Source organism: Streptomyces sp. NPDC004721, from assembly GCF_053601495.1.
The window spans coordinates 1-15,049 of record NZ_JBSGBZ010000027.1 but is presented as its reverse complement, the minus strand read 5'-3'; the positions used below and the strand labels follow the sequence as shown (position 1 = coordinate 15,049).

Sequence of the window (15,049 nt, the reverse complement as noted above, 5' to 3'; positions counted from 1 at the left end):
GATCACGTTAGAAGCCCCCATTCGGGCAGGTCAAGCGCGCAAACCGGCAACACAGGAGCGGATTTCGCGAGTTCACGACACACTTGACGGGGTACGGACACTGTTCATAGCGTGTCCATCCATGTGAATCGTGTCCACACATGGGACCGACCCGCGCAAGGAGACCGAGGATGCCCGCTCCCCGCACCGTTCTGCTCACCGGCGCCGCCGGCGGGCTCGGCACCCTGATGCGGGGCCTGCTGCCCGAGTACGGCTACGAGCTGCGCCTGCTGGACATGCGGCCCATCGAGGGCGAGCCGGACGCGATCGTCGCGGACCTCTCCGACCGGGACGCCCTGCGCGAGGCCGTCCGGGGCGTCGACGCGGTCGTCCATCTGGCGGGCATCTCCCTGGAGGCCCCGTTCGAGAAGGTCCTCAAGGCCAACATCGAGGGCACGTACCACCTGTACGAGGCGGCCCGCGAGGAGGGCGTGCGGCGGATCGTCTTCGCCTCCTCCAACCACGTGGTGGGCCACACCCCGCACCCCGGCCCCGGTGAGCCGCTCCTGCCGATCGAGACGCCGCGCCGCCCGGACACCTTCTACGGCCTGTCCAAGTCCTTCGGCGAGGACCTCGCCCAGCTCTACTGGGACAAGCACGGCCTGGAGACCGTCTCGGTGCGCATCGGCTCCTGCTTCCCCGAGCCGACCAGTGTGCGGATGCTCTCCATGTGGATGAGCCCAGCCGACGGCGCCCGCCTCTTCCACGCGGCCCTGACCGCCGAGAACGTGGGCCACACCGTCGTCCACGGCGCCTCCTCCAACACCCGCCTGTGGCTGGATCTGACCAGCGCGCGGGCGCTCGGCTACGAGCCGCGGGACGACTCGGAGCAGTACGCCGAGAAGCTGATCGCCGAGCAGGGCGAACTCGACCCGGACAACAAGGCCCATGTGTACATCGGCGGCCCCTTCGTGACGGACCCGCCCATCTGGCCGTACTGACCGGCGGAAATTCGACGCTTCCGAGGGCGGGCGGGCACCGAACGGGCCCGCCCGCCCTCGCATTCGGGCATCCGGGCTGCCCGTTCCCACGCCCCGGTGCGCGCCCGTGCAGGTCCGAGGCGGGCACCACCCGAGCCGAACGGGCATAAACGGGCAGGAGTAAACCCAAAACAAGCCTGGTCAGAACCGCGCACCCGCTGTAGAACATCCGGCAAGGGCCGCACCGGGCCCGAACGGGCATCGAGACCAGGAAGCGGGTGGTCGACCCATGAGCCACGGGACGGCCGAGGAGCGCCAGCGCGAGATCGTGCGGTTGGCGCGTGCCTCCGGATCGGTCGACGTCACCGCGCTCGCCGCCGACCTGGGCGTGGCCAAGGAGACCGTACGACGGGACCTGCGCGCCCTGGAGGACCACGGTCTCGTGCGCCGTACCCACGGAGGCGCCTACCCCGTGGAGAGCGCCGGCTTCGAGACCACCCTGGCCTTCCGCGCCACCAGCCACGTACCCGAGAAGCGCCGGGTGGCGACCGCCGCCGCCGAACTGCTCGGGGACGCCGAAACGGTCTTCGTCGACGAGGGCTTCACCCCGCAGCTCATCGCCGAGGCCCTGCCCCGGGACCGGCCGCTGACCGTGGTCACCGCCTCCCTGCCGGTCGCGGGCGCGCTCGCCGAGACCGGCACCATCTCCGTGCTGCTGCTCGGCGGCCGGGTCCGCTCCGGCACCCTCGCCACCGTGGACCACTGGACGACGAGGATGCTGTCCGGTTTCGTCATCGACCTGGCGTTCATCGGCGCCAACGGCATCTCCCGCGAACACGGTCTGACCACGCCCGACCCAGCGGTCAGCGAGGTGAAGGCGCAGGCGGTCAGGGCCGCGCGCCGGGTGGTGCTCGCGGGCGTCCACACCAAGTTCGGGGCGGTCAGCTTCTGCCGGTTCGCCGAAGTCGGCGCGTTGGAGGCGATCGTGACGAGCACCCTGCTCCCGGCGACCGAGGCACACCGCTACTCCCTGCTCGGGCCGCAGGTCATCCGGGTCTGACCGCCGAGTCGCCCGGCACCCCGCTGAACCTCACCCTCCGCCCGCCCGGCGAGGCGCTCTCGTCCCCCTCAAGTCCCCTTAGTGTCAACATCTCCTGGAGTACCCATGCGAACCCAGAGCCGACGCTCGCCACGGACCCTCTTCGCCGTGGCGGCGGTAGGGACGCTGATCGCTCCGCTCGCCGCCTGCTCGGGCGCCGGCGGGTCCGGATCCGCCGGCGGCAGCTCCGTCAACGTCCTGATGGTGAACAATCCGCAGATGGTGGAGCTGCAGAAGCTGACCGCCGCCCACTTCACCAAGGACACCGGCATCAAGGTGAACTTCACCGTCCTGCCGGAGAACGACGTCCGTGACAAGATCAGCCAGGACTTCGCCAACCAGGCCGGGCAGTACGACGTCGCCACCCTGAGCAACTACGAGATCCCGATCTACGCCAAGAACGGGTGGCTGCACCCCCTGGACGCCAACGTCAAGAAGGACACCGCCTTCGACCAGGCCGACATCCTCCCCCCGATGACCCGGGCGCTCACCGCCGAGGACGGCAAGCTGTACGGCGAGCCGTTCTACGGCGAGTCCTCCTTCCTGATGTACCGCAAGGACGTCCTGGAGAAGAAGGGCTTGACCATGCCGGACAAGCCCACCTGGAAGCAGGTCGCCGACCTGGCCGCCAAGATCGACGGCTCCGGCATGAAGGGCATCTGCCTGCGCGGGCTGCCGGGCTGGGGCGAGGTCATGGCGCCGCTGACCACGGTGGTGAACACCTTCGGCGGCACCTGGTTCGACAAGGACTGGACTGCACGCCTGGACTCCAAGGAGTTCAAGGAGGCCACCCAGTTCTACGTCGACCTGGTCCGCAAGCACGGCGAGGCCGGTGCCGCCCAGTCCGGCTACGCGGAGTGCCTGAACAACATGACCCAGGGCAAGACGGCCATGTGGTACGACGCCACCGCCGGAGCGGGCTCCCTGGAGGCCGACGGCTCTCCGGTCAAGGGCAAGATCGGCTACGCCCCGGCCCCGGTCGAGAAGACCGACGGCTCGGGCTGGCTCTACACCTGGGCGTGGGGCATCCAGAAGGCGTCCAAGAACTCCGAGAACGCCTGGAAGTTCATCTCCTGGGCCTCCAGCAAGGACTACGAGAAGCTCGCCGGCGAGAAGGCCGGCTGGTCCAACGTCCCGGCCGGCAAGCGTGCCTCGACCTACGACATCCCGCAGTACCGCAAGGAGGCCGCCGCGTTCGCGGACGTCACTCGGGACGCCATCGCGCACGCCAAGCCCGAGGACCCGGGCGTGCAGCCCCGTCCCGCGCCCGGCATCCAGTTCGTCGGCATCCCCGAGTTCACCGACCTGGGCACCAAGGTCTCCCAGGAGATCAGCTCCGCCATCGCCGGACGCCAGTCGGTGGACAGCGCCCTGAAGAAGGCCCAGAAGCTCGCCGAGGCCGTCGCCCAGAAGTACGAGGGGTCATGACCCTGACGTCACCGGCCCGCGCCGCCGTCTCCGGACGGCCGGCGGCCCGGCGCCCGAACCGCATGCGTGCCTGGGCCACCCGGGCGCCCCTGCTGCCGGCCCTGCTCTTCATGATCGTCGTCACCCAACTGCCCTTCGTAGCCACCCTGGTGATCTCGTTCCTCGACTGGAACGCGCTCTACCCCGACCGGCGCCACTTCGCCGGATTCGCCAACTACGGCGAGGTGCTGAGCGACCCCGAGCTGCGCAGTTCGGTGTGGACGACCATCCTGCTGACCCTCACCGTGGTGCTGGTCAGCCTGCTGCTCGGCCTGCTGCTGGCGCTGCTGCTCGACCGCCGCTTCCGCGGCCGGGCCGCCGTGCGCACCATGCTCATCGCGCCGTTCCTGCTGGTGCCGGTCGCCGCCGCGCTGATGTGGAAGCACCTCCTGTTCAACCCGGAGTACGGGCTGTTCAACGGCATCCTGCACGCCATCGGCGGGGACGGGGCGGTTCAGCCGGACTGGATCTCCGAGATGCCGCTGATGGCGGTGGAGGCCGCGCTGATCTGGCAGTGGACCCCGTTCATGATGCTGATCCTGCTGGCCGGACTGCAGAGCCGTGATTCACAACTGCTCGAGGCGGCCAGGATGGACGGGGCGAGCAACTGGCAGATCTTCGTGCACATCACCCTGCCGCATCTGCGCCGCTACCTCGAACTCGGCGTCCTGCTCGGCTCGATCTACATCGTGCAGAACTTCGACGCGGTGTTCACCATCACCTCCGGTGGTCTGGGCACCGCGAACCTGCCGTACACGATCTACCAGACCTTCTACCAGGCGCACGAGAACGGCCTCGCCTCCGCGGCCGGCGTCATCGTCGTGATCGGCTCGATCATCCTGGCGACCTTCGCGCTGCGCGTGGTCTCGTCACTGTTCCGTGAGGAGGTGTCCCGCTGATGGCCACCGTCGCCACCACCGCCCCGCGGCTCGGCAAACCGCGCAGCCGGTTGCGGGGGGCAGCCCTGGGCGTCGTCGCCTGGCTGGCCGGACTCGTGTTCGTGCTGCCCCTGCTCTGGATGGTACTGACGTCCTTCCACTCCGAGGCGGACGCGGCGACCAACCCGCCGTCGGTGGCCGCCGCGCTGACGCTGGACGGCTACCGGCAGTTCTTCGGGCTGACCGGCGGGGCCAGTCCCTGGCCCGCGCTGATCAACTCCATGACCGCCTCGCTGGTCTCCACCCTGCTGACCCTCCTCCTCGCGCTGCCCGCCGCGTACGCGCTGTCCATCCGGCCGGTGAAGAAGTGGACCGACGTCCTGTTCTTCTTCCTGTCCACCAAGATGCTGCCCCTGGTGGCCGGTCTGCTGCCGATCTACCTGTTCGCGAAGAACACCGGCCTGCTCGACAACATCTGGGCGCTGGTCATCCTCTACACGGCCATGAACCTGCCGATCGCGGTCTGGATGATGCAGTCCTTCCTGTCTGAGGTGCCGGTCGCGATCATCGAGGCCGCCCAGATCGACGGGGCCCGGCTGCCGACCGTGCTGGGCCGCGTGGTCGCCCCGATCGCCCTGCCCGGCATCGCGGCGACCGCCCTGATCTGCTTCATCTTCAGCTGGAACGAGCTGATGTTCGCGCGGGTCCTCACGGGTGTGGTCGCTGAGACCGCCCCCGTCTTCCTCACCACCTTCATCACCAGCCAGGGCCTGTTCCTGGCCAAGGTGTGCGCCGCGTCGCTCGTCATCTCCCTGCCGGTGCTCGCCGCGGGGTTCGCCGCCCAGGACAAACTGGTCCAGGGCCTGTCGTTGGGAGCCGTGAAATGAAGGCCGCCGTCATCGAGTCCGTGGGCCGCGCCGTCGTCACCGAGGTCCCCGACCCGACGCCGGGGCCGCGCGAGGTCGTCGTCGAGGTGGCGGCCTGCGGGCTGTGCGGCACCGATCTGCACATCCTCCAGGGCGAGTTCGCGCCCAAGCTGCCGATCGTGCCCGGGCACGAGTTCGCCGGCCAGGTGGCCGCGGTCGGCACGCAGGTCACGGATGTGTCGGTCGGCGACCGGGTGGCGGTCGACCCGTCGCTGTACTGCTACGAGTGCCGCTACTGCCGTGACGGGCACAACAACCTGTGCGAGCGGTGGGCCGCGATCGGCGTCACCACCGCGGGCGGCGCCGCCCGGTACGCCGTGGCCCCGGTCGCCAACTGCGTCAAGCTGCCCGAGCACATCCGCACCGAGGACGCGGCCCTGATCGAGCCGCTGTCGTGCGCGGTCCGCGGCTACGACGTGCTGCGCTCGCGCCTCGGCTCGCACGTGCTGATCTACGGCTCCGGGACCATGGGCCTGATGATGCTGGAACTGGCCAAGCGGACCGGCGCGGCCGGCGTGGACGTGGTCGACGTGAACCCGGCCCGCCTGGAGACGGCCCGGCAGCTGGGCGTGTCGGCGTCCGCGGCGAACGCGGACGAGCTGGACCGGCCGCAGGGCTGGGACGTGGTGATCGACGCGACCGGCAACGCGGCGGCGATCCAGGACGGCCTGGACCGGGTGGCGAAGGCGGGTACGTTCCTCCAGTTCGGGGTGGCCGACTACGCGACCCGGGTGATGATCGACCCGTACCGGATCTACAACCAGGAGATCACCATCACCGGCTCGATGGCGGTGCTGCACAGCTTCGAGCGGGCCGCGGAGCTGTTCGCGGCCGGGGTGCTGGACCCCGAGGTCTTCATCAGTGACCGGATCCCGCTGGAGCGGTACCCGGAGGCGCTGGAGCAGTTCGCGTCCGGGGTGGGGCGGAAGATCGTGGTCGTGCCGTAGCGAGGACCGGCCACGGTCGGCGAGGGCGCTTCACCGCTTCACCCGTCTGCCGGGTAAGGGAACGGTAAAGCGCCCTCGGTCGTTACCTCCCACATGACAGCTATGACCCCCGGCTCGAACATCCCTCTGGCCGCCGCGCGTGTGGCGGTGGACGTCGCCGCTCCGGTGCGGCTGGACGTATCGGGCCTGCTGCTCACCGCCGACGGCAAGGTGCGCTCGGACGACGACTTCATCTTCTACAACCAGCCGTCCGGGCCGGGCGTGACTTACCGTTCGGGCGGCGGCGGCGCGCCCGACGCGATCATCGTGGACACCACCGCGGTGCCGCCGGGCATCGAGAAGATCGTGGTCACCGCCAGCCCGGACGCCGCCGGGCAGACCTTCCAGGGCATCGAGCCCACGGCCACCATCCGCGACGCGGACAACGGCTCGGCGCTGGCCACGTTCACCCCGCCGCGGCTCGGCACCGAGACGGCGCTGGTGGTCGTGGAGATCTATCTGCGGGGCGGCCAGTGGAAGGCGCGGGCCGTCGGCCAGGGGTACGCCGACGGACTCGCGGGCATCGCCACCGACTTCGGCGTGACGGTGGAGGAACCGGCCCCCGCCCCGGTGGCCCCGCCGCAACCGGTCGTCCCGCCCCAGCCGCTCACCCCGCCGCCCCCGGTGCCCGCCGCGCAGTCCCCGGCCGCTCCTCCGGTTCCCCCGGCCCCGCCGGCCGCCGGCCCCGCTCCCGGTGCCGGGAAGGTCAACCTGGACAAGGGCCGGGTCAGCCTCCAGAAGAACCAGACCGTGTCGCTGGTCAAGGGCGGCCGTCCGCTGCTCGCCCGGGTCAAGATGGGCCTCGGCTGGGAACCGGCGTACCGCGGGGCCGACATCGACCTGGACGCCTCGGTCATCGCCTACGGCCCGCAGCGCAACCACATCGACAGCTGCTACTTCGGCAAGCTCACCATCCTGAACGGCGCCGTGAAGCACTCCGGCGACAACCTCACCGGCGAGGGCGCGGGCGACGACGAGGTGATCGTGGTCGACCTCGGGCGTCTGCCCCAGGAGGTGACCGGCCTGGTGTTCACCGTGAACTCCTTCTCGGGCCAGAAGTTCACCGAGGTGGCCAAGGCCTACTGCCGCCTGGTGGACGCCACCACCGAGGAGGAGCTGGTCCGCTTCGACCTCACCCACGCCGAGCCGCAGACCGGGGTGATGATGGCCAAGCTCATCCGGCAGTTCACCGGCGAGTGGGAGATGACGGCCATGGGCGACTTCGTCAAGGCCCGCACCGTACGGAACATGGTGAAGCCTGCGGCCCAGGCACTGTAGGACAGAATTCGCCTGTCGCAGTCATTTCACCGGAGGATGAACCACAGATGATCACGCTGACGAAAGAAGACGGCCCGGCGGACCTGGACGGGGTGACCCACATGTCCATCGGCGTGTCCTGGGACCCCACGGGGGGCACCTCCGGCGGGGTGATGGGCGTGCTCCGCCGCAAGATGGGCACCGACCTCGACCTGATCGCCGTCGCCATGCAGGGCGCGGATCCGGTGCGCCTGGCGGGCCTGGACTCGCTGGACCCCATGGGCAACGGCTCGCTGCTGCACAGCGGCGACAACCAGACCGGCCGGGGCGACGGCGACGACGAGACGGTGACGGTCGAGTTCGCGCGGATACCGCAGAACATCACCTCGATCGTGTTCATCGCTTCGGCCTTCAAGAAGGGGAGCTCCTTCCAGAAGGCGCGCAACATCAGCTTCAAGGTCTACGACGCGACCGGGGGCACCTCCCAGCAGGTCGCCGACATCTGGCCGAGCCTGCTCACCCAGGACAACGGCTGCGCCGTGGCCAAGGCCATTCGGGTCGGCGGCTCCTGGAAGCTCGAGGTGATCAACGAGACGGGGAAGATCAAGCAGGGCGACGAGCACGCCTTGATGCGCTTCGCCGTCAGCAAGTGACACGACGCGGCACATGACCAGACGGCCGCGGCCCGCACACTGGACGCGGGTCGCGGCCGGTCCATGGCCGCGGGCCCCCGCGCCAACGTGAGGGGAGACGGTCGCCGCCCTGGCCGGGGCCCGCGGTCGCGCGGGCGGCGCCGAACGCGCCGTGTTCCGCCCGCCTCCGGCGCCGCCCGGAGTGCCGCCTGCCCGGATCCTCCGCTCAACCGCCGTGCGCGGAGCGGGCCTTGAACGCCGCCTTGCGTGCTTCCTTGGCGGTCCTCTTGTCCGGGTGCAGCCGTCCCATCGCCTCCAGCACGTCGGCCGTCTGCGGGTGGTCCACCCGCCAGGCCGCCGCGAAGAAGCCGCTGTGCTGCTCGGCGAGCCCCTCGACGAGGGCGTGCAGTTCCTCGGAGTCGCCCTCGGCCGCCAGTTGGGCGGCCACCGTGTCGATGGTCAGCCAGAAGATCATCTCCTGGGACGGCGGCGGCACGTCGGACAGACCGCGCTCGGTCAGCCAGACCCGGGCCAGACCGCCCAGTTCGGCGTCGTCGAGCACCTCCCGCAGCGCCGGTTCGGCCTCGGCTCCGACCAGGGACAGCGCCTGCTGGCACCGCAGCCGCCGCAGCGGCGCGCCCGCGTCCGTGCCGCGCGCCGCGGCGAGCAACTCCCGTGCGGCGGACAGGGGTTCACGGCTCGCCAGCCACTGCTCGGTCTCCGCGTGCGTGGCCGCCGGGGGAAACCCGGCGGTGCCGTCGAGCAGCGCGTCGGCGCCCTTGTCCGCGAGTTCGCCGATCACCGGCGCCCGGCAGCCGGCCTCCAGCAGCCGGGTCCGCAGACCGTGCAGCCCGAGGGGGGTCAGCCGCACCATGCCGTAGCGGGCGACGTCCACCTCCTCGACCGGCGTCGACGGCTCGCTCTCGGCGTCCGCCATCAACTCCTCGTCCACCGGCCGGTACTCGACCAGGCCCGCCGGCTCCAGCAGCCGGAACTGGTCGTCCAGCCGCATCATCGCCTCGGAGACCTGCTCCAGTATGTCGTTGGTGGGCTCCCCCATGTCGCTGGGCACGATCATGGAGGCGGCGAGCACGGGCAGCGGCACCGGGCCGCCGCCGGACCCGTCCGAGCCGGCCGTCAGCCGGTAGAGGTTGGCGAGCACCCCGTCGAGGAACTCCGCCTCCGCCTCGGGGTCCCAGTCCAGTCCGGACAGGTCGACCGCGCCGCCCCTGCCCACCGCTTCGACCAGCGCGTCCGTATCGGGCACGCTCGCGTCGGCCAGCACGCCCTCGAGGGCGTTCGTCCAGACCGCGAGCACGTCGTGCGGGGAGCCGCCGGTCAGCAGGGCCAGATCGGGGCCGGGCGCGACGGCGCCCTCGTCCTCGTCGACGATGCGGACGAGCCCGGTGTCCAGGGCGACCCGCCAGGCCTCGCTCGCCCCGGCCGCCGCGCCGTCGCCGCTCAGGCCGAGCGCGTCGGCCGCGGCGGGCAGTTGCTCCTCGGCCAGCGAGCCGTCGGCGTCGACCCGTGTCCCGCCTCCGGCCCAGCGCGCGAGCCGCGCGGCGCGGGACAGCAGCGGGGTGGCGAGCGCGTCCCGGGCCAGCTCCGGTTGGGAGGCGAGCAGCACCGGCGGGAACGAGGACCTGTCTGACATCGGCTGGTTTCTCCTAGCGGACCGGGGCCCGGAGGGTGGGAAGCCCACGGGCCGGTAAGTCTGACGACTCGACCGCTCAGCCTAGACGGATTTCGACCCATCCCATCCGGTTCACCTTTCCGTCTTGCCCCGTACATGGTCGAAACCTTGACAGCCGACCGGGCCACACAGGAGATTGACGCGCGTAGATAAGCGGAGGCGGCCGTTTCCCGGCACGTTCTACGCGCGTGGATCCGTACGCCTCCGGTCGCGGCCCGCGTTTTCGCGTCGCACTCCCCGTCGCCGCGCTCCGTCATGTCCCGAAGGGATCCACCTTGCCCAGTAAGTCCTCCGTGCGTCTTGCCGCGCTGACCATCGCCGCCGTCTGCTCGGCCGCGTCCACGGTCGTCCTCACCGCTCCCGCGCACGCGGACACCGTGCACATCCACGACATCCAGGGCACCACCCGGACCTCCCCCTACGCGGGCCAGCAGGTCACGGCCGTGCCCGGAATCGTGACCGCCGTGCGCACCTACGGCTCCACCAGGGGCTTCTGGATGCAGGACGCCAATCCGGACGACAACCCCGCCACCAGCGAGGGCGTCTTCGTCTTCACCAGCTCCACCCCGACGGTCGCCGTCGGCGACTCCGTCACGGTGACCGGCACGGTCTCCGAGTACGTCCCCGGCGGCGCCGCCTCCGGCAACCAGTCGATCACCGAGATCACCAAGCCGACGGTCACCGTCGTCTCCCGCGGCAACCCGGTGCCGGCCCCGGTCGTGATCGACGCCAAGTCGGTGCCCGCCGCCTACGCTCCGGCCGGCGACCCCGCCGCGAAGGGCTCGATCAACGGTCTGACCCTGGAGCCGACGGAGTACGCCCTGGACTACTACGAGTCCCTGGAGGGCATGAACGTCCGGATCGCCGACGCCCGGGTGGTCACCGCCACCAACCCCTACAGCGAGCTGTGGGTCACGGTGAAGCCGGACGAGAACCGCAGCACGCGCGGCGGCACGGTCTACGGCTCCTACGACTCCCAGAACACCGGCCGCCTCCAGATCGAGTCGTTGGGCTCCACCGCCGACTTCCCCGTGGCGAACGTCGGCGACACCCTCGCCGGCACGACCACCGGCCCGCTGGACTTCAACTCCTACGGCGGCTACACGCTCGTCGCGAGCCGACTCGGCACGCTCGAGAGCGGTGGCCTCCAGCGCGAGACGACCCGCAAGCAGTCCGCCGGCGAGCTCTCGGTGGCCACCTACAACGTCGAGAACCTCGACCCGTCCGACGCCACCTTCGACGAGCACGCCGCCGCGATCGTGCACCACCTCCAGTCGCCCGACATCGTGTCCCTGGAGGAGATCCAGGACAACAACGGCGCCGTGGACGACGGCACGGTCGACGCGAGCGTGACCGTCGGCAAGCTGATCGACGCGATCGTCAAGGCCGGCGGCCCGAAGTACGACTGGCGCTCGATCGACCCGGTCAACGACCAGGACGGCGGTGAGCCGGGCGGCAACATCCGCCAGGTGTTCCTGTTCAACCCCGAGCGGGTCTCCTTCACCGACCGCCCGGGCGGCGACTCGACCACCGCCGTCGGTGTCACCAAGGTGAACGGCAACAAGGCCGCCCTGACGGTCTCCCCGGGCCGGATCAACCCCGCCGGCGACGCCTGGAAGTCCAGCCGCAAGCCGCTGGCCGGCGAGTTCTCCTTCCGCGGCCGCACGGTCGTGGTGATCGCCAACCACTTCGCCTCCAAGGGCGGTGACCAGGGCCTGACCTCGCAGTACCAGCCGCCGACGCGCAGCTCGGAGGTCCAGCGCCACCGCCAGGCGGCCGAGGTGAACTCCTTCGTCAAGGACATCCTGAAGGCCGAGAAGAACGCGGACGTCGTCGTGCTCGGCGACATGAACGACTTCGAGTTCTCCGGCACCGCGAAGATCCTCGAGGGTGACGGCGAGCTGTGGTCGGCGATCAAGTCGCTGCCCAAGAACGAGCGTTACACCTACGACTACCAGGGCAACCTCCAGGTTCTGGACCAGATCCTGATCAGCCCGGCGATCAAGCGCGGCGGCAACTTCGACTACGACAGCGTGCACGTCAACGCGGAGTTCCACGACCAGACCAGCGATCACGACCCGCAGGTGCTGCGGTTCCACCCGTAACACCCGCGTGTCTGGGGACGGGGTCGGCGGCCGTCAGGCGCAGACCCCGTCCAGCCATTCCCGCCAGGCCAGTTCGTTGGCCTTGGCGTCGGCGTCCGGCGCGAAGTCGTGGACGCTGACGCCGACCGGGGCGCCCCAGTGGTTGCGGCCGAAGAGGCGGATGAGGGCGTCGTCGGTGCGCAGCCCGATGAAGTACGGGCTGCGGTAGTCGAGCACGGCCTCGAACGTCCGGGGCCCCTGGACGGTCACACGCGCACCCGTGGCCGTGTCGTCGGTGAGCCCGAGGGCCCGGCCCACGGCCGTGAAGGCGTCGGGGGCGGTGCACGCCTCAGGGCCGTCCAGGGTCGCGAAGGCCACCGGGCGCGGCGCGAAGTGCGTCAGGTACTCGCGCAGGGTGTGCAGATAGAAGTCGGTGTGCTTGCTCGCGCCGTCGTACTGGTTGTCCCAGTCGTCGGTGAAGACGCCGCTGTGCACGTACCGCACCCAGGCGCGGCGGCCGCCGTCGCGCGGTTCGATGGTGTGGTCGAGCTGGTTGAGCGACTGGACCGGGAACCCGACGTCCTCGCTGCGGTTGGTGTAGCGGTGCGGCGGGTCCCAGGCGGTGACCGTGGACCCGAACGGTCCGGCGCCGCCCACCCGGGGCTCCGGCGGCTCCATCGGCCACAGGTATCCACCGGTACCGATCGTGACCGCCTCCCACACCTCCTGGGGGGTGGCGTCGACCTCAAACTCACGGACGATCTCGAATTCCTTGGACATGACGCGCTCCTGCTCGGTGACGATCGGGGAGTACTGGGCTGTTACTGGGCTTCGGGTTCCACGGCGGGCGCGGCCCGCTCCTTCACCGTGGGGTGGAAGGCGACGACGATCCGGTGGTCGCGTCCGCCCTCGGCGTCCGGGGCGTCGTACTTGCGGATCAGGGCGGTGACGCCCGCCGTCAGCTCCTCGACGAACGCGGCCCGGTCGGCGGCCGAGGCGAAGCGGACCTCGCCGTCCAGCGCGTAGGTCGCCAGCCGCTTGCGGGCCTTGGCCGCGCCGGTGATCAGCGAGCCGACGTCGCGCACCAGCCGGGCGCCGAGGGCGAGCAACCAGCGCGCGGAGAGCTGGTCGCGGAAGCGGTCCGGGTCGGGCTGCACGGAGGCCAGGGCCAGCGGGGAGATGACGTACGACGCGGCGGTCGCGCGCATCAGCCGCTCGGTGACGTTGCCCTTGCGGCGTTCGCCGGCCAGCTCGACCAGCCCGTGCCGCTCCAGCGCCTTGAGGTGGTAGTTCACCTTCTGCCGGGGCAGGCCGACCGTACCGGCCAGCATGGCGGCCGAGGCGGGGCCGGCCGCCAGCTCGGCGAGCAGCCTGGCCCTTATGGGGTCCAGGGAGACGGCTGCGGCCTCGGGGTCCTCGATCACGGTGACGTCCAGCATGGGACCCACCCTCCCACCGAAAACTTTTTTTGTCCAGACGGTTCGATTTTTCGGTGGGTCGGCGGGTCGGTGGGCCGGTTCGTCGGTGCGTCGGTCGCCGGGCGCACGGGAAGGCCGCCCCCACCTCTCGGGTGGGGGCGGCCTCCAGGAAGCCGGCGGTCCCGGTGTGCCGTGGTCCCGGTGCCGGTGCCGGTGGTTACGGCGTGCCAGTGGTCCCGGCATGCCGTGTGCCCGGTGTGCGGTTCCGGACCGGGCGGCCTCAGCGGCGGCGGCTGCGGCTGCGCCGGATCAGCAGTCCGGCCGCGACCAGCGCCGCGCCCGCCGCGAGCGCGATCACCAGCGGGCGCGGGTTGCGGCGGTACGCCTCGACCGCGTTGGTCACCGGGGCGGAGTGCCCGGCCCGGGTCGCCTGTTCCTGGACCGTGTGCCCGGCCCGGGTCGCTTGCTCCTGAACCGTGTGCCCGGCGCGTATGGCCCGCTCCTGAACCGTGTGGCCCGCCCGCGAGGCCCGCTCCTGGACGGTGTGCCCGGTCCGGCTCGCCCCCGCCTGGGTCCGGTGGCCCGCATGGGTGGCCTTCTCCTGGACGACGTGCCCGGCGTGCGCGGCGGAGCTGCGCAGCTGGACCGTCAGGGCGCCGGCCTTGTCCATCAGGTCGGCCGCACGGGCCTTCGCCCGGCCCTTCACATCCGCCTTGGCGGCCAACTCCTCGACAGTGTCGCCGAGTTGGCTCCTAGTCTGTTCGATCTGCGACCTCAGCTCATCGGGGCCCTTCGCGCCCGCCGGCGGAGTGGCGCCTCCGTCCCCCTGTGTCCTGTCCGTCATCGGTGGTGTGCCCTTTCCTTGATCGCTTCGACGTCCGCCTTGACGCTGCCGAGCATCTCCTCCGGTGTGGGCGGTGCGGCGCGGCGCAACTGGGCACGTCCGACGACGGCCAGCACGCTCGCGACCACGAACAGCACGGCCGCCACGATGAGCGCCGCGGCCCACACGGGCAGCGCCAGCGAGAGGGCGGCGGTGGCCGCGCCGGCGAGCACGATCAGCCCGACATAGCCGACGGCGCCCGCCGCTCCGAGCAGTCCGCCGCCGCGTCCCATACGGCGCCCCTTCTCGGTCAGCTCCAGCTTGGCCAGGGCCATTTCCTGCCGTACGAGCTGGGAAAGCTGCTCGGTGGCCCGGTGGACGAGTTCACCCACCGAGTGCTCGCCCTCCGCAGGCACAGCCGGTGAACGGTCGCCCACCGACGGTTCGGCCGGCAGGCGTTCGGCCACCGGACGTTCAGCCGGTGAGCGGTCGTCCGCCGAGCGGTCACGCACTGGGCGACGCCGGTCGCGCACAGGCCTCACATCGATCGTCCCGGTCACGGTGTCCGCCTCCTCTCGGTCCGGACCATCCGGGTACCCCGGGACCTCTGCGATTACCGTTCCTGGAGACTGAGCGGGAGTGAGTCCTGCTGCCAGGACTCGCACTCAGCCGTGTGCCCCGAACGGTTGTGGGCACACTGGTCGCCCGCTTTCGCTCCGCGTCCGGCGCCGGCGGATCGTGTCCGCGGTCCGGGAACGCGGGGGCGGGGTCCCTCACGCCCCAGGACGCCCGGTCGGGCCTGGACGGTCCGATGCCCCACCGCATCG

At 70.9% G+C, this 15,049-nt stretch carries 14 protein-coding genes and 1 pseudogene; 9 read left to right on the top strand and 6 right to left on the bottom strand.

The annotated features are described in order from the left end of the window. The first annotated feature begins 170 nt into the window (after positions 1-170). The 8 genes from ACWEK3_RS24165 (at position 171) to ACWEK3_RS24130 (ending at position 8,225) form a co-directional block, all read left to right on the top strand. Positions 171-980, top strand: coding sequence for an NAD-dependent epimerase/dehydratase family protein (locus ACWEK3_RS24165; protein ID WP_453250579.1), 810 nt, complete (start codon positions 171-173; stop codon positions 978-980). A 268-nt stretch (positions 981-1,248) separates the two neighbouring features. Next, positions 1,249-2,019 carry a DeoR/GlpR family DNA-binding transcription regulator gene (locus ACWEK3_RS24160; protein ID WP_376402391.1) on the top strand — a complete coding sequence of 257 codons (771 nt, stop codon included), beginning with the start codon at positions 1,249-1,251 and terminating at the stop codon, positions 2,017-2,019. A gap of 105 nt (positions 2,020-2,124) precedes the next feature. Beyond that, on the top strand, positions 2,125-3,486 hold the full coding sequence (locus ACWEK3_RS24155) for an ABC transporter substrate-binding protein (protein WP_453250578.1): 1,362 nt from the start codon (positions 2,125-2,127) through the stop codon (positions 3,484-3,486). After that, on the top strand, positions 3,483-4,424 hold the full coding sequence (locus ACWEK3_RS24150; RefSeq protein WP_453250577.1) for a carbohydrate ABC transporter permease: 942 nt from the start codon (positions 3,483-3,485) through the stop codon (positions 4,422-4,424). The genes ACWEK3_RS24155 and ACWEK3_RS24150 overlap by 4 nt, the downstream gene beginning before the upstream one ends. Further along, on the top strand, positions 4,424-5,290 hold the full coding sequence (locus ACWEK3_RS24145) for a carbohydrate ABC transporter permease (protein ID WP_384182903.1): 867 nt from the start codon (positions 4,424-4,426) through the stop codon (positions 5,288-5,290). Before ACWEK3_RS24150 ends, ACWEK3_RS24145 begins: the two co-directional genes overlap by 1 nt. After that, complete coding sequence (locus tag ACWEK3_RS24140) at positions 5,287-6,276, top strand: zinc-dependent alcohol dehydrogenase family protein (RefSeq protein WP_453250576.1); 990 nt, start codon at positions 5,287-5,289, stop codon at positions 6,274-6,276. Before ACWEK3_RS24145 ends, ACWEK3_RS24140 begins: the two co-directional genes overlap by 4 nt. 102 nt (positions 6,277-6,378) lie before the next feature. Further along, the gene (locus ACWEK3_RS24135) at positions 6,379-7,593 is read left to right on the top strand and encodes a TerD family protein (protein WP_450541662.1); all 1,215 of its coding nucleotides are present in this window, start codon (positions 6,379-6,381) and stop codon (positions 7,591-7,593) included. 47 nt (positions 7,594-7,640) lie between these two features. Further along, positions 7,641-8,225: a TerD family protein gene (locus ACWEK3_RS24130; RefSeq protein ID WP_225074115.1), complete on the top strand. Its 585-nt coding sequence runs from the start codon at positions 7,641-7,643 to the stop codon at positions 8,223-8,225. A 205-nt stretch (positions 8,226-8,430) separates the two neighbouring features. Here ACWEK3_RS24130 and ACWEK3_RS24125 read toward each other — a convergent pair whose 3' ends face one another. Continuing rightward, on the bottom strand, positions 8,431-9,858 hold the full coding sequence (locus tag ACWEK3_RS24125; protein WP_453250575.1) for a hypothetical protein: 1,428 nt from the start codon (positions 9,856-9,858) through the stop codon (positions 8,431-8,433). A 314-nt stretch (positions 9,859-10,172) separates the two neighbouring features. Between ACWEK3_RS24125 and ACWEK3_RS24120 the strand changes: the two genes are divergently transcribed. Further along, a complete protein-coding gene (locus ACWEK3_RS24120) occupies positions 10,173-12,002 on the top strand; it encodes an endonuclease/exonuclease/phosphatase family protein (protein WP_453250574.1) in 1,830 nt (609 codons plus the stop codon). A 33-nt stretch (positions 12,003-12,035) separates the two neighbouring features. Here ACWEK3_RS24120 and ACWEK3_RS24115 read toward each other — a convergent pair whose 3' ends face one another. From ACWEK3_RS24115 to ACWEK3_RS24095, 5 genes and pseudogenes are all read right to left on the bottom strand, one after another. Continuing rightward, entirely contained in the window at positions 12,036-12,761 is a 726-nt protein-coding gene (locus tag ACWEK3_RS24115) for an SRPBCC family protein (RefSeq protein WP_453250573.1), read from the bottom strand. Between the two features lie 41 nt (positions 12,762-12,802). Then, entirely contained in the window at positions 12,803-13,420 is a 618-nt protein-coding gene (locus tag ACWEK3_RS24110) for an ArsR/SmtB family transcription factor (RefSeq protein ID WP_376402368.1), read from the bottom strand. Positions 13,421-13,679: 259 nt separating this feature from the next. Beyond that, positions 13,680-14,243: a DUF3618 domain-containing protein gene (locus tag ACWEK3_RS24105; protein WP_453250572.1), complete on the bottom strand. Its 564-nt coding sequence runs from the start codon at positions 14,241-14,243 to the stop codon at positions 13,680-13,682. Then, complete coding sequence (locus ACWEK3_RS24100) at positions 14,240-14,638, bottom strand: phage holin family protein (RefSeq protein ID WP_450541609.1); 399 nt, start codon at positions 14,636-14,638, stop codon at positions 14,240-14,242. Before ACWEK3_RS24100 ends, ACWEK3_RS24105 begins: the two co-directional genes overlap by 4 nt. Before the next feature lie 197 nt (positions 14,639-14,835). Next, a pseudogene (locus ACWEK3_RS24095) lies at positions 14,836-15,049 on the bottom strand (IS200/IS605 family accessory protein TnpB-related protein); the annotation flags it as partial.